The organism is Kitasatospora sp. NPDC059673 (genome assembly GCF_042734215.1).
In the GTDB taxonomy this organism is placed as follows: domain Bacteria; phylum Actinomycetota; class Actinomycetes; order Streptomycetales; family Streptomycetaceae; genus Kitasatospora.
Window position 1 is genome coordinate 143,346 of record NZ_JBHWEN010000015.1, and the last position, 16,778, is coordinate 160,123.

General features: G+C 73.3%; 18 protein-coding genes. 9 read left to right on the forward strand and 9 right to left on the reverse strand.

All coding sequences use genetic code 11. The features are described from left to right. Nucleotides 1–21 precede the first annotated feature (21 nt). The 4 genes from uraH to ACFV18_RS19525 all read right to left on the reverse strand — a co-directional run bounded on the left by uraH (nt 22) and on the right by ACFV18_RS19525 (nt 1,672). Nucleotides 22–354, reverse strand: a complete 333-nt coding sequence (gene uraH, locus ACFV18_RS19510) for a hydroxyisourate hydrolase (protein WP_380484766.1) — start codon at nt 352–354, stop codon at nt 22–24. Between the two features lie 48 nt (nt 355–402). Next, a complete protein-coding gene (gene uraD / locus ACFV18_RS19515; protein ID WP_380484768.1) occupies nt 403–903 on the reverse strand; it encodes a 2-oxo-4-hydroxy-4-carboxy-5-ureidoimidazoline decarboxylase in 501 nt (166 codons plus the stop codon). Between the two features lie 113 nt (nt 904–1,016). Further along, a complete protein-coding gene (locus tag ACFV18_RS19520; protein WP_380484770.1) occupies nt 1,017–1,388 on the reverse strand; it encodes a helix-turn-helix domain-containing protein in 372 nt (123 codons plus the stop codon). After that, complete coding sequence (locus ACFV18_RS19525) at nt 1,385–1,672, reverse strand: thiamine-binding protein (RefSeq protein ID WP_380484841.1); 288 nt, start codon at nt 1,670–1,672, stop codon at nt 1,385–1,387. Before ACFV18_RS19525 ends, ACFV18_RS19520 begins: the two co-directional genes overlap by 4 nt. Before the next feature lie 308 nt (nt 1,673–1,980). Between ACFV18_RS19525 and allB the strand changes: the two genes are divergently transcribed. The 4 genes from allB (at nt 1,981) to ACFV18_RS19545 (ending at nt 6,592) form a co-directional block, all read left to right on the forward strand. Beyond that, the gene (allB, locus tag ACFV18_RS19530) at nt 1,981–3,327 is read left to right on the forward strand and encodes an allantoinase AllB (RefSeq protein ID WP_380484772.1); all 1,347 of its coding nucleotides are present in this window, start codon (nt 1,981–1,983) and stop codon (nt 3,325–3,327) included. Nucleotides 3,328–3,349: 22 nt separating this feature from the next. Next, nucleotides 3,350–4,471 carry an allantoicase gene (gene alc, locus ACFV18_RS19535; RefSeq protein WP_380484774.1) on the forward strand — a complete coding sequence of 374 codons (1,122 nt, stop codon included), beginning with the start codon at nt 3,350–3,352 and terminating at the stop codon, nt 4,469–4,471. A 131-nt stretch (nt 4,472–4,602) separates the two neighbouring features. After that, a complete protein-coding gene (locus ACFV18_RS19540) occupies nt 4,603–5,388 on the forward strand; it encodes an IclR family transcriptional regulator (RefSeq protein ID WP_380484776.1) in 786 nt (261 codons plus the stop codon). A 73-nt stretch (nt 5,389–5,461) separates the two neighbouring features. Further along, the gene (locus ACFV18_RS19545; protein ID WP_380484778.1) at nt 5,462–6,592 is read left to right on the forward strand and encodes a tetratricopeptide repeat protein; all 1,131 of its coding nucleotides are present in this window, start codon (nt 5,462–5,464) and stop codon (nt 6,590–6,592) included. A 264-nt stretch (nt 6,593–6,856) separates the two neighbouring features. Here the strand turns inward: ACFV18_RS19545 and ACFV18_RS19550 are convergent, their stop codons facing one another. Next, on the reverse strand, nt 6,857–7,858 hold the full coding sequence (locus ACFV18_RS19550; protein WP_380484780.1) for a helix-turn-helix domain-containing protein: 1,002 nt from the start codon (nt 7,856–7,858) through the stop codon (nt 6,857–6,859). A 271-nt stretch (nt 7,859–8,129) separates the two neighbouring features. On the opposite strand from ACFV18_RS19550, the gene helR reads away from it, so the two are divergent. Beyond that, entirely contained in the window at nt 8,130–10,292 is a 2,163-nt protein-coding gene (gene helR, locus ACFV18_RS19555; protein WP_380484782.1) for an RNA polymerase recycling motor ATPase HelR, read from the forward strand. Between the two features lie 3 nt (nt 10,293–10,295). Here the strand turns inward: helR and ACFV18_RS19560 are convergent, their stop codons facing one another. From ACFV18_RS19560 to ACFV18_RS19570, 3 genes are all read right to left on the reverse strand, one after another. Next, the gene (locus tag ACFV18_RS19560; RefSeq protein WP_380484784.1) at nt 10,296–10,919 is read right to left on the reverse strand and encodes a dihydrofolate reductase family protein; all 624 of its coding nucleotides are present in this window, start codon (nt 10,917–10,919) and stop codon (nt 10,296–10,298) included. A gap of 62 nt (nt 10,920–10,981) precedes the next feature. Then, nucleotides 10,982–11,713 carry a hypothetical protein gene (locus ACFV18_RS19565; RefSeq protein WP_380484786.1) on the reverse strand — a complete coding sequence of 244 codons (732 nt, stop codon included), beginning with the start codon at nt 11,711–11,713 and terminating at the stop codon, nt 10,982–10,984. A gap of 76 nt (nt 11,714–11,789) precedes the next feature. Continuing rightward, nucleotides 11,790–12,254, reverse strand: a complete 465-nt coding sequence (locus ACFV18_RS19570; RefSeq protein ID WP_380484788.1) for a PaaI family thioesterase — start codon at nt 12,252–12,254, stop codon at nt 11,790–11,792. Nucleotides 12,255–12,354: 100 nt separating this feature from the next. Between ACFV18_RS19570 and ACFV18_RS19575 the strand changes: the two genes are divergently transcribed. The 3 genes from ACFV18_RS19575 to ACFV18_RS19585 all read left to right on the forward strand — a co-directional run bounded on the left by ACFV18_RS19575 (nt 12,355) and on the right by ACFV18_RS19585 (nt 14,605). Then, nucleotides 12,355–13,005: a TetR/AcrR family transcriptional regulator gene (locus tag ACFV18_RS19575; protein ID WP_380484790.1), complete on the forward strand. Its 651-nt coding sequence runs from the start codon at nt 12,355–12,357 to the stop codon at nt 13,003–13,005. Nucleotides 13,006–13,197: 192 nt separating this feature from the next. Beyond that, nucleotides 13,198–13,632: a low molecular weight phosphotyrosine protein phosphatase gene (locus tag ACFV18_RS19580; protein ID WP_380484792.1), complete on the forward strand. Its 435-nt coding sequence runs from the start codon at nt 13,198–13,200 to the stop codon at nt 13,630–13,632. 76 nt (nt 13,633–13,708) lie between these two features. Beyond that, entirely contained in the window at nt 13,709–14,605 is an 897-nt protein-coding gene (locus ACFV18_RS19585) for a hypothetical protein (RefSeq protein WP_380484794.1), read from the forward strand. 6 nt (nt 14,606–14,611) lie between these two features. Here ACFV18_RS19585 and ACFV18_RS19590 read toward each other — a convergent pair whose 3' ends face one another. Then, entirely contained in the window at nt 14,612–15,649 is a 1,038-nt protein-coding gene (locus ACFV18_RS19590; RefSeq protein ID WP_380484796.1) for a saccharopine dehydrogenase family protein, read from the reverse strand. Between the two features lie 103 nt (nt 15,650–15,752). On the opposite strand from ACFV18_RS19590, the gene ACFV18_RS19595 reads away from it, so the two are divergent. After that, nucleotides 15,753–16,700 (forward strand): GlxA family transcriptional regulator, encoded by a 948-nt coding sequence (locus tag ACFV18_RS19595; RefSeq protein WP_380484798.1) that lies wholly within the window; start codon nt 15,753–15,755, stop codon nt 16,698–16,700. Nucleotides 16,701–16,778 lie beyond the last annotated feature (78 nt).

Genomic DNA, 16,778 nt, shown 5'->3' on the forward strand with positions numbered 1-16,778 from the left:
CGCTGTCCGGCCGGACAGGCCCTAGCTGCCGCGGTAGACCGAGTAGCCGAAGGGGTTCAGCAACAGCGGTACGTGATAGTGGAGTTGGTCGGGTGCGACGGTGAAGACGACCGAGACCTCGGGGAAGAACGGCTGCTGTCCCGGCCCGGCCCGGTACGTCGCGGTGTCGAACAGCAGCCGGGCGACCGAGCCGCCCGCCACGGCCGGCAGGTCCGCGGCCCGGCCGTCGGCGTCGGTGGCGCAGGCGCCGAGCAGCTGCCAGCCGTCCTCGGTGCGCACGGCCAGTTCGACCGGAACGCCCCCGGCCGGGCGGCCGAGGCTGGTGTCGAGCACGTGGGTGGAGATGCCGGCCATGGACACATCCTTATGGGCAGCGGGTATGCGGCGGGTAGGCGGCGGGTGTCAGGTGGAGAGCAGCCGGTCGAGGCGGAGCTCGTTGATCTCGCGCAGTTCCCGGCGGACGGTCCCGGCCTCGGTGACGGCGTCGTGCGGCAGCCGCTCGCGCAGGGCGGCGAGCATGTCGGCCGCCGTGCGTCCGCTGGCGCGGATCAGGAAGAGGTGGCCGAACTTCGCCTCGTATACGGCGCCCGCGGCCGCCAACTCCGCCAGTACGGACGGCTCGGCGCCCCGGACGCCGGACTGCTCGCGCGCGGACGCGGCGTCGCCGGCCCCGGGCGCGCCGATCCGGGCGTGGCCGGCCAGCGCCGCGTGCAGCTCGGCCACCGACAGCTGTGCCGTGGCCTTCGCGTTGGCGGCCAGCAGCTCCGCGCGGTCGGACCAGGGGCGGGAGGCGGCGACGGCGGCGGCCCAGGCCGGGCTGGGACAGATCTCCAGCAGGGTTCTTCGCAGTTCGGCGGGATCGAGGGAAGCCAGTGCGGCCAGTGCGGCGGGTGGCTCGGTCACGGAGGGGCCTCCTGGATTCGGTGCCACCCCGACAAGCTAGAGCGAGCCCCGAGGGCCGTCAACGCTTTGTTGAACTGTTGCTGTGGCGGCGGTGGGCGGCGGTGCCTGACGGATCAGGACTTCTCTTGCCGGTTCAGGTAGTTGTACACGGTGAACCGGCTGACACCGAGCGCCGACGCGACGGTCTCCACCCCATGGCGGACGGTGAACGCGCCGCGTTCCTCCAGCAGGGCGACCACCCGCTGCTTCTCCACGCGGTCCAGCTCGGCCAGCGGGCGGCCGTCGAACTGGCGGGCCATCTCGGCCAACAGCCGCTCCAGCGCGCTGCCCAGGTGCGGCAGCCGTACCGCGACGGCCGGTGCGCCGTCCCACTCCAGGACGAGGTCCTCGGCCCGCGCCTCGGCGAGCTCGACGGCGGTGGCGCCGACCGCCTCCAGCAGCGGCTTCAGGGCCGCGGTGAGCGGGTGGTCGGGGGCGTCGTTCACGGCGTGCTTCCTTCGTCGGGCGTCCTCGGTGGGCCGGGTGCGGCCGGGGCCGGGTCGTCGGCCAGCACGCTGACCTGGAGCGAGATCCGGCTCGCGCCGACCGCGAGGGTCTCCCGCAGCAGCCGGGTGACGGCGGCCAGCGCCTGCTCGGCGTCCCCCTCGGCGCTGGTGCCGAACGGCCCCACCGAGACGGCCAGGCCGGCCTCTTCGGCCGCCCGGCGGGCGGTGGCGGCGTGCTCGGGGAAGCCGTCCAGTTGGAACGGTTCGGTCGTGAACTCCACCATCAGTCGCACGTGTTCACCTTATCGAGCGAGCGTCCGGCCGATGGTCGGACGAGACGATTGGATGGAGGTTCAGTGGCGTTCAGCTTTCGGATGGTGGAATTCCGGTGGCGAACTCAGGGTGCTGCCGCTGTTGGCGTGGGCGGACCATGACGGTGAGCCGGGGCGAGCCGGGCGTGGGCGACTGGCCGTTGACCGCCCGACAGCCCCAAGTCTCCTACAGGGAGCGGACCTTGTCGGCCGCGCCGCATTGACGGTCGATCGGGCCGGTCCTACGCTCCCAGAACTCTGCCGACGCTCGGAGGCCCCTGATGCCCCTCGGTGATGATCTGCTGATCCGCTCGCGGCGGGTGGTGCTGCCGGAGGGGGAGCGGGCCGCCGATGTGCTGGTGCGCGGCGGGCGGATAGAGCGGGTCGCCGCGTACCGGACGCTGCCGGCGGGCGGCCGGGAGATGTCCGACCTCGGTGAACTCGCGCTGCTGCCGGGCTTGGTCGACACCCACGTGCACATCAATGAGCCGGGGCGGACCGAGTGGGAGGGCTTCGCCTCCGCGACCAGGGCCGCGGCGGCCGGTGGGGTCACCACACTGATCGACATGCCGCTGAACTCCGTCCCGCCGACCACCACGGTCGAGGGCCTGGCCGCCAAGCGGAAGGCCGCCGAGGGCAGCATCTGGGTGGACGCGGGGTTCTGGGGCGGGGCGGTGCCCGGCAACACCAGTGAGCTCGAATTGCTGTACCGGGAAGGGGTGTTCGGGTTCAAGTCCTTCCTCGCCCCGTCCGGCGTGGCGGAGTTCCCGCACCTGGCCACGCCCGCCGACCTCGCGGCCGCCCTCACCGAACAGGCCCGGCTCGGCGCCCTGGCCATCGTCCACGCCGAGGACCCGGCGGTGCTGGACGCCGCCCCGCACGTCCCCGGCGTCCGCTACCGCGACTTCCTGGCCTCCCGGCCGGAGCGCGCCGAGACCGCCGCCGTCGCCGCGCTGCTGGCGTGCGCCCGCCGCACCGGCGCCCGGGTGCACCTGCTGCACGTCTCCTCCGCCGCCGTACTGCCACTGCTGCGCCGGGCCCGCGCGGACGGGGTGCAGGTCACCGCCGAGACCTGCCCGCACTACCTGACGCTGGCCGCCGAGCAAGTCCCCGACGGGGGCACCGCGTTCAAGTGCTGCCCGCCGATCCGGGGCGCGGCCAACCGGGAACTGCTCTGGCAGGCGCTCGCGGACGGGGAGTTCGCCGCCGTGGTCTCCGACCACTCGCCGTCCACGCCGGAGCTGAAACTGCCGGGCGGGAGTGGGGACTTCGCGTCCGCGTGGGGTGGCATCGCATCCCTCCAGCTGGGCCTGCCCGCCGTGTGGACGCAGTCCCGGCGGCGCGGGCACTCGCTGGCGGACGTGGTGCGCTGGATGGCCGCCGGCCCCGCCGCGCTGGTCGGTCTGAGCGGCACCAAGGGCGCCATCGCGCCCGGCTGCGACGCCGACCTGGTGGCCTTCGACCCGGATGCCGAGTTCACCGTCCACCCCGAACGGCTGCACCACAAGAACCCCGTCACCCCGTACGCGGGCCGTCCCCTCGTCGGGCAGGTCCGCCGCACCTGGCTGCGCGGGCGGCCGGTCGATCCCGCCGGAGCGCCGCACGGCCGGCAGCTCGTTCGTCGTTGAACTCATCCGGGAGGAGAGTCGGTTGAGCACGGATCGGCAGTTCACCGAGTTGCTCGACCTGGCCTCCCGGCCGCTCGGCGCGGGCGTGATCGCCACCAACGAGGACACCTTCGCCGACGCCGAGAACCTGCTGGTCACCGCATCCCCCGAGTTCCGTCCGCACACCTTCGGGCACAAGGGTCAGATCATGGACGGCTGGGAGTCCCGCCGCCGACGCGGCGTCAGCGCCGAACAGCCGCACCCCGGCGAGGAGGACCACGACTGGGTGATCGTCCGGCTGGGCGCGGCGGGCGTGGTGCGGGGCGTGGTCGTGGACACCGCGCACTTCACCGGAAACCACCCCGAGACGGCGTCCGTGCAGGCCGCGTCCGTCCCCGGCCACCCCTCGCCCGCGGAGGTCGCCGCCGCGCGGTGGACCGAGATCGTCCCGCGCACGCCGCTGCGCGGCGACACCGCGCACGCGTTCCCGGTCGCCGATCCCGTGCGCTACACCCACGTCCGGCTGAACATCTGGCCCGACGGCGGCGTCGCCCGGCTCCGGGTGCACGGCGAAGTCCTGCCCGACCCACGGGAGTTGGCCGGTCTGACCTTCGACCTGGCCGCGCAGGAGTACGGCGGCGCCGCCGAGGACGCCTCCGACCGGTACTACTCCTCCCCGCACCACCTGAACGCCCCCGGCCGCCCCGCCGTGATGGGCGACGGGTGGGAGACCCGGCGACGCCGGGACAAGGGCCACGACTGGGTACGGATCGCCCTGGCCGGGGCGGGCCAGGTACTGGCGGCGGAGGTGGACACCTCCTGCTTCCTCGCCAATGCCCCCGGGTGGGTGGAACTGGTGGGGCTGGCAGGCGGGTTGGAGACGGTGCTGCTGCCCAGGACCCGCTTGCAGCCCGACACGCGGCACCGCTACCGGCTTCCGGCGGCCGCCGCCGTGACGCACGTACACGTCAATGTGTATCCCGACGGGGGCTTGGCGCGGGTCCGGCTCGTCGGACGGCTCACCCGGGCCGGGCAGGATGCGATGGCGCTCCGGTGGTTCAACGCCCTGCCGGCGGAGGAGGCCAGGGCGCTGCTCGGGCAGGAGGTGGCGCGGGCGCGGCCGTTGCGGGACGCGGAGGCGATCAGGGCGCTGTACGGCGCGTGACGCGGCAGCGGCATATGCCTGTCAAGGGGAAGTGGCTCTGGCGGGGGAATATCCGCTGAGCGGATGATGGGGTCCCGGCTTGCTGGTTACGCTGGACGGACGGTGGGGTGAGAGGAAAGGGGGGCAGGGGAATGACGATTGTGAGCCGGGGGCGGAGTGATCTGCTGGGGCCGGGTGGTGGCGGGGCGGGGCCGTTCGGGGTGCTGCGCCGGGCGTTGCGGTTGCTCGAAGCCGTGGACCGGTATCCGGACGGGTGCACGACGGGGGAGTTGGCGCGGACGCTGAGCATGCCGGAGACGGCGGTGCGGCTGTTCGCGGAGGAGCTGGAGACCGAGGGGTACCTGCTGCACCTGGACGGGCTGTGGACCCTCGGCGGCGCGTTCACCCTGCTCGGGGCGCAGCACCGGGAGCCGCTGGTGAGAGCCAGACTGCACCACCGACTGGAGGACCTGCGGGACGAACTCGGCGCCGCCGTCTACTTCAGCCGCTACCAGGACGGCGAACTGCTGGTGGAGGCCGTGTGCGACGGCGAGCACGCCCCGGCGGTGCACGAGTGGGTGGACTTCAGGGCCACCGCGCACGCGTCCGCGATCGGCAAGTGCCTGCTCGCCCAACTCGACCACGCGGCACGGCTCGACCACTTCGCCCGGCACCCGGTGGCCCGCCTCACCGCCCGGACCATCACCGAGACGGACCGCCTGCTGCACCGGCTCGACCGGCAGCCCGCCACCGTCCCCGTGCTGGACCTGCAGGAGTACTCGATGGACACGGTCTGCGCCGCCGTCCCGATAGTGGCCGGGAACACGGTGGGCTGCCTGGCCACCTCGCTGCCCGTCGAGCAGGCCCACCGGCTGCGCGAGGCCGCCGAGCTGCTCACCGCCCGGGCCACTCCGCTGATGCTCGCCATGGCGGTGTGAGCCGCGAAGAGCCAGCCGCGTCGTATCCGGCCGCTACCCTCGCGGACGCCGATCGAACCAAAGGGACGACGCGATGCCCCTGTTCACGAACCGCAAACTCCACCGGGCCGGAGAGCTGCTGACGGCCACTCAACACGCGCACCAGGAAGGCCGGTTCGGCGCGGCCGAAGAGCCGGCGCGGGAGGCCGCGAAGCTGTACTCCGGGGCGGGGCGACCGGGCCTGGGGGGCGCGGTGTCAAGCCGGGCGGCCCTCGGCCGGGCGCTCAGGGAGCAGGGCCGCGCCGCCGAGGCGGAGAACGAGCTGCGGACGGCGCTCGCCAGGCCGGGTGTGGCGGGCACGGCCGAGGCGGTGCTGCGCCTCGAACTGGTCGACGCCCTGTGGGCGGGCCGGCGGGGCGAGGAGGCGCTGGACGAGATCGGACGGGCCGTGGCGGTGAGCGGACCGGACGACCTGCGGCTGACGGCGGGTCACGCGCGGGCGCTGCTGCTGGGCGAGCTGGGCCGGCACCGGGAGGCCGTCTCGGCGCTCGCCGAACTCGCCGACACGGCCCGCCGACTCGTCCCGCCCCAGCCGGAGTTCGCGCTCGTGGTGGACAGCGACCGGCTGGCGCAGCTCGCCTGGCTCGGCGAACACGACGAGGCCGACATCGTCGCGCTGCGGGTGCGGGCGGCCGCCGTCACGGTGGCCGAGCCGGTCGCCGGGCCGATCCGGCGGTGGGTCGGCCACAACCTGGCGGTGAGCCTGTCGCTGCGCGGCCGCCACACCGAGGCCGAGGGCCTGCTGCGGAAGGCGCTGGCGGAGACGGTCGGCACGGACCGGCTGGTGTTCCTGCTCCGCCTCGGCCTGTCCCGGGCCCTGCTCGGCCAGGGCGGGATCGCCGCCCGGGAGGCCGTCGAAACCGCCGGAACGATCGCCGACACCCCGCCCGGCATCACCGAACAGGACCTCTCCCTCTTCGGCCTGGCCGCCGCCACCGTGCACCTCGCCCTCGGCCAGGCGGACGCGGCCGAACGCGAGGCCCAGCAGGCACTGACCCGCTGCGCCGACGCCCCGTCCCACCGGGTGCTGGAGCTGCGCACCGCCCTCGGCATCGCGGAACTGCGGCAGGGCCGGGGCACCGGCCCGCCGGCCGCCGCGGCCGAGGACTGGCGGGCACACTTCGGCGAGCAGCCGGCCGCCGCCCGGCAGGCCCTCGCGGGGTAGCGAACAGGCCCTCGCGGGGCAGCGAACAGAACGGGGGCCGTCGCGCGGATCCGGCGATCCGTTGCGACAGCCCCCATCGGTTTCGACGCGTCCCCCCGCCCCCCGGACCGGCGGCCTGGCCGCCGGATCGAAGCAACGTCGAAGGTTCCAGCCCGCCCCCGGAACGGGCTTCCCCCGGTGGCTCCACCGTAGGCCGGGTCGGGCCGTGCGGGTTTGGCAACGGGTGCCCGGCCGCTTGGCGAGGCGTCGCCTCCCGGGAACTGCCTACGGGCAGGCGCGGCGGCGGTGCTCGCGCGGGGCGAGGCCGTACGCGGTGCGGAAGGCGCGGCTGAAGTCGTCGGGGCGGGGGATGCCGCAGCGGGCCGCGATGGTGCCGATCGGGACGGTGCGCAGGGCGGGGTCGGCGAGGTCGCGGTGGGCCTTCTCCAGGCGCAGGCGGCGGATCCAGGCCGCCACGGTGTCGCCGTCGGTGTGCAGGGCGAACAGGCGGTGCAGGTGGCCGACCGAGATGTGGTGGGCGGCGGCGATGGTGGCCGGGGACAGCTCCGGGTCGTGCAGGTGGCGGCGGACGAAGGCGCGGACCTGTTCGACGGTGGCGCGCTGCCGGGCGGTCTCGGGCAGGTCGGCCTCGTCCGCCAACTCGTCGGCCAGCCAGGCGGCGACCAGGTCCACCGCGATCGGGCCGAGCCGGTCGGCGACCGCCGGGCCGAGGGTGGGGGCCTGCCGGTCCACGCTGAGCAGGAAGTCCGCGAGCACCGCCGCCGACCCCTCGGACGCCCGGATGCCCCGCCCGAGCAGCGGGCGCAGCCGGTGCGGCGGGATCGGCAGCAGTGCCATCGGGAAGTCGATGCCGACACCCTGGATGCGCGGCGCGCCGTCCGGCCCGGTGCGTTCGCCGAGCGCGCGCAGCTCGTACGGGCGGGAGCTGTCCAGCATGGTCAGCTCGCCGGGCCGGAAGAGTTGGCTCGGTTCGCCGTCGCGCGACAGCGCCAGCGCCCCGTGCTGAACGAAGGTCAGGTGGAACACCCCGGGGTCGGAGCGCCGCACCCGGGCGTCGGTGCGCCGGAACCGGGCGGACGGGAAGGAGGTGCCGAGGAAGGTCACCGGCCCGAGCTCGGAGCGGCGCAGTTCGGCGTCGAAGCGGTCGGTGTCGGGGGTGGTGGCGTCGCAGTCCCTGGTCAGTCCGATCAGCTCGCGCCAGAGCTCGAACCGCTCCTGCGGCCGGAGTTCCGCGAACGGGCCGACGCCCTCCGTCGCCGTGGCCATGCCGTGCCCCACCTTCCGTTGCCCGCCGGCCACTCGCCGTGTCGGCCCCAAGCATCGCAGGTCAGGCACGGTATCCGGGAAGCCCCCCGACAACAGAAGAGGCAGGGAGCCGATGCTCTCCTGCCGCTTCCCAACTTATATCGGACGGGGGGCCTTGCGGCAAGGCCCCCCGTCCGGCGCACAATCGCTGACTGAATCGGGGAACCCGCGCAAACAGCACAAACGGGGCGAAACGCGCGAAGCACCCGGCAGGGGATCGGAGAAGCACCACATGAGCCAGCAGACGACCAGCGCCTTCGAGTTGCCCGAGCGGCTCGCCGCCAAGGCGGACCCCGCCCTGATCGCCGAGGACGAACGGCACTTCGCCGCCGTCGCCGCGACCCTGGAGCAGGACATCGCCGAACTGACCGCCCGCCTCGACCAGGCCCGCCGCCGCCCCGGCGGAGCCGGCCGCGCCGCCCTGGACCGCGACAACGAGGTGCACCAACTCTCCACCCGGCTGCGCACCTTGAGCCGGTTCGGCACCGACCTGTGCCTCGGCCGGATCGTCCACGCGGAAAGCGCCGAGCCGGTGTACATCGGCCGCCTCGGCCTCGCCGACGCCGACGGCCGGCGCCTGCTGATCGACTGGCGATCGCCCGCCGCCGAACCGTTCTTCGCCGCCACCCACGCCAACCCGATGGGCCTCAGCAGCCGCCGCCGCTACCGCTGGCAGCGCGGCAGGATCGGCGACTACTGGGACGAGGTCTTCGCCGCCGAGGCGCTCGACGGCCACGCCGCCCTCGACGACCAGTCCGCGTTCATCGCCAGCCTCGGCTCCGCCCGGTCCGAGCGGATGCGCGACGTCCTCGCCACCATCCAGGCCGACCAGGACGCCATCATCCGGGCCGGCTCGCGCGGCGCCCTGGTCGTAGACGGCGGCCCCGGCACCGGCAAGACCGTGGTCGCCCTGCACCGCACCGCCCACCTGCTGTACTCCGACCCACGCCTCGGCCACCGCAAGGGCGGCGTGCTGTTCGTCGGCCCCCACCAGCCGTACCTGGCCTACGTCGCCGACGTGCTGCCCAGCCTCGGCGAGGAAGGCGTCCAGACCTGCACGCTGCGCGACCTGCTCCCCGAGGGCGCGGCGGTCGCGGAGGAACGGGATCCCGAGGTGGCCAGGCTGAAGTCCGCCGCCGGAATGGTCGGCGCGATCGAACAGGCCGTCCGGATCTACGAGGAACCGCCCACCGAGGCCTGCAAACTCTCCATCGAGTGGTACGAGTTGTCGGTCCAGCCCGAGGACTGGTCCGAAGCCTTCGCCGCCGTCGGCCCCGGCACCCCGCACAACGAGGCCCGCGAGACGATCCTCGACGAACTCATCACCATCCTGATCGACCGGAACGCCGACGCCCTCGACGACGAGGAGCACGGCATCTCGCCCGAGATGCTCGCCCGCGAACTGCGCCGCGACCGCGAACTGCTCGGCGCGCTGCGCCGGGCCTGGCCGATCCTCGAACCCACCGACCTGGTCGGCGACCTGTGGACCGTCCCCGCATACCTGCGGCTGTGCGCGCCCTGGCTGAGCCGCGAGGAGATCCGCACCCTGCAGCGCACCGACCCCGCCGCCTGGACGCTCTCCGACCTGCCGCTGCTGGACGCCGCCCGCCGCCGCCTCGGCGACACCGACGCCGACCGCCGCCAGCGCGCCCAGCGGGCCCGCCTGGCCGCCGAACGCGAACTGATGGACGGCGTCGTCGACCACCTGCTGAACGCCGACGACGACGGCGAGGGCGCGATCACCATGCTGCGCGGCGCCGACCTGCGCGAGGCGCTGATCGACCACGCCGACCCCGAACCGCTCGACCCCGACCTGCTGGCCGGCCCGTTCGCGCACATCGTGGTGGACGAGGCGCAGGAACTCACCGACGCCGAATGGCAGATGCTGATCGCCCGCTGCCCGTCGCGCTCCTTCACCATCGTCGGCGACCGCGCCCAGGCCCGGCACGGCTTCACCGAATCCTGGACCGAACGCCTGGAACGGGCCGGCCTGGACCGCGTCACCCTCACCTCGCTGAGCGTCAACTACCGCACCCCCGAGGAGGTCATGGCCGAGGCCGCGCCCGTCATCCGGGCCGCCCTGCCCGACGCCAACGTCCCCACCTCGATCCGCCGCAGCGGCCTCCCCGTCCTGCACGGCACCCCCGCCCTGCGGGACGAACTGCTGAAGCGCTGGCTGGCCGAACACCCCGAGGGCACCGCCTGCGTCATCGGCGACCCGGCCTTCCCCGGCCTGCCCCGGGTCCGCTCGCTCAGCCCCCAGCTGGCCAAGGGCCTGGAGTTCGACCTGGTGGTGCTGGTCGATCCCGAGTCCTTCGGCGAGGGCATCGAGGGCGCGGTGGACCGCTACGTCGCCATGACCCGCGCCACCGGGCAGCTCGCGATCCTGCGCTGACGGCTAGTCGGCGGTGTTCGGGCCGAGCACCCGGTAGCGCAGGTGGGTGACCGTTTCGGAGGGGATCACCTCGACGGGTTCCAGGGCGATCCGGAGGCCGTCGAGGAGGCGCTCGCCGGTGCCCAGGGTGACGGGGACGAGGTGCAGGACGAGTTCGTCGAGGAGGCCGGCCCGGAGGTACTGGCGGACGGTGGCGGCGCCGCCGGCGATCTCCACGTCCTGTTCGCCGGCGGCGGCGCGGGCCCGGTCGAGGGCGGCCTCGATGCCGTCGGTGACGAACTCGAAGGTGGTGCCGCCGGCCATCGGGAGCGGCTCGCGCGGGTGGTGGGTGAGCACGAACACCGGTGCGTGGTACGGCGGTTCGGGCCCCCACCAGCCCGTCCAGCTCTCGTCCCAGGCGCCCCGGCCCGGGGTGAACATGTTCCGCCCCATGATGTGCGCGCCGGTGTTCGCGTGCAGCACGCCGAGCAGGTGCGCGTCCTGCTCCCGCCCCGGCCGATCGGTCTCGAACATCCAGGAGGTCAGGGCCTCCCTGGCGCCGGTGCCGAACGGATGGTCCAGGCTCTGGTGCGGCCCGGCGGTGAAACCGTCCAGCGAGATGGCCATGTTTGCGGTGACGAGTCCCATGAGGGCTCCCGGTGGTTCGACGGCGGTGTTCCCCCGGCGATGCTAGGCAGCGGGGCGGCCGATCAGCGGGAGCCGCGGGGCGGAGTGTCCTGCGGGGTGTCGTCCGGCAGGTCCGGGAGCTCGGGCGGGTCGAGGCTGACGCGGCGGTCGCTCGGATTGTCCTCCAGGTAGCGGACGGTGGCCTTCGCGCCGAGCCGCGGCGGCAAGTGCACCGGGAATTCGTACCTGGCGCGGAAGTCGGGTCCTCCGTCCGCCGTGTCGGTGTAACGCAGCGTCAGCGTGGTGGCCGTCCGGCCCCAGTTGTCGATCTCGTCGAGCGTCTTGCTGATCCCGACCACCACGGCCCGGCGGCTCACCGCCTCGGCGGCGAACCGGCGTTGGTGCAGAGCGCGCTCACGCGGCTGGTTCAGGGAGAACAGCCGCCGCTTGCGGTCCTTCCGGGCGGTGAACACCACCCCGACCGCGGCGGCCACCGCCACCGGCAGCGGTCGGATGTCGGCCATCCCGACGGCCCGACCGACCGACATGGTGATCGCGGCGGCCAGGGTGGCCGTCCACGGCCCGAACACCGGATGGATGTGCTCCAGGGTGTCCAAACCGGCCATCGCGAGGAACATGAACACCCCGTACGTGGCCGCCGCCATCACCAGCGCGGCCCACTGCTGCCGGTGGTTCGCTCCGGTCAGCCATCCGCCGCCCAGCCCGACCGCCAGTGCGATCGCCAGGATCACCCAGCGCGGCCAGAACAGTCGCGGCCACTTCCCCGCCGGGGGTATCGAAGGTTCGTAGTCCATGGGCCGGATGGTAACTGCTCTCCTGCCGAGGGCCGTTGGCGTTCTGCGAGGGTCCTCTGCCAGGTCCGGCCGGCGGTCAGATGTCGCGCAGCATGCAGGTCAGGCGGCAGCTGCTGATGCGCTTTCCGGTGTCGTCGGTGATGGCGATCTCGTAGGTGGCAGCGGTCCGGCCCCGGAAGACGGCGGTCGCGATGCCGGTGACGTGGCCGGAGACGGCCGGGCGGTGGTGGGTGGCGTTGAGGTCGACGCCGACCGCGTACCGGCCGGTCCCGGCGTGGAGGGCCGCGCCGATCGAACCGAGCGACTCCGCGAGCGCGGCCGAGGCGCCGCCGTGCAGCAGGCCGTACGGCTGCTGGTTGCCCTCGACCGGCATGGTGCCCACGACCCGGTCCGGGGTGGCTTCCAGGATGCGGACGCCGAGCCGTTCGGCGAGGTTGCCGATCGGGATGAGGGAGGGGTCCACACCGGATTCGGCGAGCTGCTGGTCGAGGCGGTCGAGGAGGTCCTGGGGCGGGCTGAGCGGGGGTGCCTGGTGCGTCATGGTGTTCCTGTCCTGCGGGGTGTCTTGCGGGGTGAGCGTGGAGCAATTGCTTCAGGACTGTAGCTACAGATGTGTAGCTTTCACAAGATAGGCTGGCACCATGGCCCGACCCCCCGTACCCGCGAAGCGCCCGTACGCCCCGCGGATGGCCCCCGCCGAGCGGCGGGAGCAACTCCTGGACGCGGCACTGGAGATCATCAACTGCGACGGTGTGGCAGCCGTCTCGGTGGATGCCGTCGCCAAGGCCGCCGGGGTCACCCGGCCCGTGGTCTACGGGCAGTTCACCGACGCGGACCACCTGCTGCGCGCCCTGCTCGAACGCGAAGGGGAGCGGGCCCAGGCCCAACTGGCGGCCACGCTGCCCGGCGACCTCGACGGAGCGGACCCGGTCGAGGTCTTCACCGGCGTCGCCCGCGGCTACTACGACGCGGTGGTCACCGCCCCGAGCCGCTGGCGCGCCATCCTGCTCCCGGTGGACGGCTCACCGCCCGCCGTGCGCAAGTACAAGGAACGCAGCGACGCGCTGATCCGGGAGCAGTTCGCCCAAGTCGTCCGCTGGTTCCTCCGCGACGCCGACGACGCCGCCGAGCTCGACATCGAGCTGCTGATCCGCGTGCTGCTGGCGGCACTTGAGGAAGGCGGCCGGCTTGTCCTCAACGCCCCCGACGAGTACCCGCCCGAGCGCCTCACCGCGATGGCCCGGTTCCTCGCCGAGACCTTCTTCCACCGCTACCCGTACACCGCTCCCTGAGTCGGCGGACGTTCTTCCCGGGACGGGGCGGCTCGTCCAGGTGGCGGAGTCGAACCGCATCGACCTGATGGCGTAGCACTGCCACTCGTTGGGGGACTCCGCAGGCCGTCCCGGCTGCCCGTGCCGCTGAGCCGTGCGGACCTGGTCGATGATCGCATGCACCGCCCCTGGACCTCGCCCCCTGGAGGCCCGATGACCACCAGCCGTTCGCCCAGGCGCATTCTCGTCGTCTGCCTCGGCAACTACTGCCGCAGCCCGTTCGCCGCCCGGGTGCTCGCGGACCTGGGCGGCGAGGCGGTGGAGGTGCGCTCCGCCGGGCTGATCGGCAAGTGGCAGGAGGCGCACCCGGAGATGGTCGCCGTGGCGGGCTTCCTCGGCTACGACCTGACCGGCCACCGGCCCACCCGCGTCACGGCGGAGCTGATCGAGTGGGCCGACCTGGTGCTCGCCATGGACCACGCCGTGCTGGACCGGCTCTACGCCCTGGTCGGCCCCGACAGCACCACCGAGATGCGCCTCTACCTCGACCACGACCGCGACGTCCCCGACCCGATGGGCCGCTCCGCCGTCGAGTTCGTCTACTGCGCGCTGCTGATCGAGGCGGGCGCGGCCAATCACCTGCCCTGACGGGACGTCAATGCCGGGGGCCCGCTAGGTTTCTCCCTCACTGCCGTCGAACGATCACCGGGGGGTGGTTCTGCACATGATGTACAACATTCTCGTGGCGGGGTCGGTGGGCCTGGAACAGCTGAAGCCGGCGCTGGCCGAAGAGTTCACCGTGCCGACCGAGAACATCGACGTGGTTCATTCCGAGGAGACGGAGGCACGCAACTGGGACGCGCAGGTGATCTGCGAGCTCCGCCCGACGAACGGCGACACCAGTCTGGCGCTCGACATCCACGTTGTCGACAGCATCCAGGGTCAACCCGCCGAGCCCGACCTCGCGATCTCCCTTGCCCGGCGACTTCAGCAGCCCGTCCTGTTCCCCGATCCGGACATCGACCCGAGCGCGTACTGGGTCGCCGACCCGCTGGGAAACACGGCGCGTGCGCGCCTGTACGCACCCGACGAGGAGGGCGGGGACCATGTCATCGACGCCGTCGATGCGCCGATTGCGGGCCTGCCGGGTATTCCCGTGCAGAATTTCCCGGAAGCGATCCACATGTTCCGGACGGTGACTCCTGTCGCCGAGGAATTCAAGGCTGCTCTCGCACATCGGGGAGTGAATTTCGCAGAACGGAACGCGTATTTCGACAAGAATCGACTCATCGCGTCGGACACGTGGAGTTGGGAGAATCTCTCTGCGCTGATGGAGCAGGGCTGGCCGCCCTACTCGTGGTTTCCGGCCTCCCTCTACGAGGAAAGCCTGAGCCTGCGCGACCGTCTGGACGACACGGTGAGTACAGCTGATTCGGAGGCTGCCGAGGCGGCACCCGAATTCATTGCGCGAATCGACGAGACATATCGTCGGCTCACCGTCGACGACGGCGGTGCTGCCCTGAGTGCGGCGCTCGGTCTGCCGCAATCCGCCGTCGCGGGGCGCAATTGGTGGTGGCACCGTCGTCCGGCCGAAATCCCCTGGGAGGAACAGGCCGGGTGAGCCCGGTCAGCCGTCCAGCGGCGAGAGGTGCGGCGAGAGGTGCGCGGACAGGGCGCGCAGGAAGTCCGGGGCGTCGAAGATCGCGCCTGCGGAGGCGACGCCGGTGGTCCTGGTGCGGCCGGTGAGGATGCGGTTGACGGCCTCCACCGCGAGCGGGGCGGTGACGGCGTAGATGTCCTGGCCGGCGACGGACACGCGGCGTTCGGTGCCGCCGGAGCGGACCAGGACGTCGACCACGAAGGTCTGTGCGGAGCGGCCGCGTTCGTCCACGGCGGTCGGCGCCGAGGGGACGGGGGCGGACAGGTCTGCGGCCGCGTTCGCCGTCATGTAGGTGCGCACCTCCGGGACGGCCAGGTGGCTGGGGACGGTGACGACGTCGGCCATGGTGAACTCGCCGAGGACGCGCTGCGGGCCGAGCGGGGCCGGGAAGTGCCAGTCGAGGGTCGGCAGGGCGTCGTCGTGGTACTCCAGCCGTCCGTTGGTCCAGCGGACCCGGCGGCCGGCGCGGCGCTGCGCCGAGACCGCGCCCGCGGCGAGCGTTCCGGCCGTGGGGTGCCAACTGCTCAGCCCGTACGCGATGTGCGCCTCGTCGGCCGCCGTCCAGTCGCCCATCGCGGCCGTCACCAGCAGGTCGCCGAGGCCGCCGTAGAAGGCCATCGCCGGGACCACCACGGTACCCGCCGCGCGGGCGCGGTCCGCGAACCGCGCGAAGGTGTCGAGGTTCGCCTCGATCTCGGCCGCCACATCGACGTACGGGAGGCCGGCCCGCAGCGCCGCCTCGATCAGCGGGGCGGCGGTGGTGGCGAAGGGCCCGGCGCAGTTGATCACGGCGGCGGCGCCGCGCAGGGCGCGGTCGAGCGCGGCCGGATCGTCCACCGAGGCCTGCCGCGCCTCGCAGCCCGGTGGAACCAGCGCCGCCAACTTGTCCCGGTCGCGGCCGACGGGCAGCGGGACGTACCCGCGCTCGCGCAACTCCGCGACCACGAACCGCCCGGTGTGCCCGTAGGCCCCGTACACCGCCACGATGTTCCCGCCCGACACCATCCGTCTGCTCCCGCGTGCTCGAAGTGACCCACCGGGAAGATCCTGTCCGGTTCGGTGATCGGCGCCCAGTGTCCGGAACGACACGACCCGTACAATTTCCGACATGGGTTCTGCCGCGCGCTCCGTCGCGATCGCCGCCACGGACGGCATGCTGCACTTCGAACTCGCCCTCGCCCAAGAGGTGTTCGGCTCGTGCCCGGACGCGGTGCCGGGCCCCTGGTACGACGTCAGGGTGTGCGGCCCGCAGGCCGTCCGGGTCGGCCGGTTCCTGCTGGAGCCGGACTGCGGACTCGACCGGCTGGCGGACGCCGACACCGTGATCGTCCCCGCCCTGGCGGACGTCGAGCAGGACCCGCCGGCCGAACTGGTCGAGGCGGTGCGCGCGGCCCACGCGGCGGGGGCGCGGATGGTCTCGCTGTGCACCGGCGTGTTCGCGCTCGCCGCCGCCGGAGTGCTGGACGGGCTGCGCGCCACCACGCACTGGGCGCACACCGGCGAACTGGCCAGGCGCTACCCCCGGGTGGAGGTGGACCCGGACGTGCTCTACGTCGACAACGGCCAGGTGCTCACCTCCGCCGGGAAGAGCGCGGCGATGGACCTGTGCCTGCACCTGGTCCGCCGCGACCACGGCTCGGCGATCGCCAACGTGACCGCCCGCCGCCTGGTCGTCCCGCCCCACCGGGCAGGCGGCCAGGCCCAGTTCGTCACCACACCGGTGCCCGCGCAGGACGACCACCCCCTGGCCGAGCTGCTCCCGTGGGCGATGCGGCGGCTGGACCGGCCACTCACCGTGGAGGACCTGGCCCGGCGGGCGAACTTGAGCTCGCGCCACCTGGCCCGCCAGTTCCGCTCGGTGACCGGAACCACCCCGCTGCGGTGGCTGCTGACCCAGCGGATCCGGCGCGCGCAGGAACTGCTGGAGACCACGGACGACAGCATCGACACCATCGCCGCGGCCTCGGGCCTGGGCACCTCGACCACCCTGCGCCGCCACTTCCACCGCACGCTCGGCGTGCCGCCGGACACCTACCGCCGCACCTTCCGGGCGTGAGGCCGCGGGGCTGCCGCCGCACCTTCCGGGCGTGAGGCCGCGGGGCTGCCGCCGCACCTTCCGGGCGTGAGGCCGCGG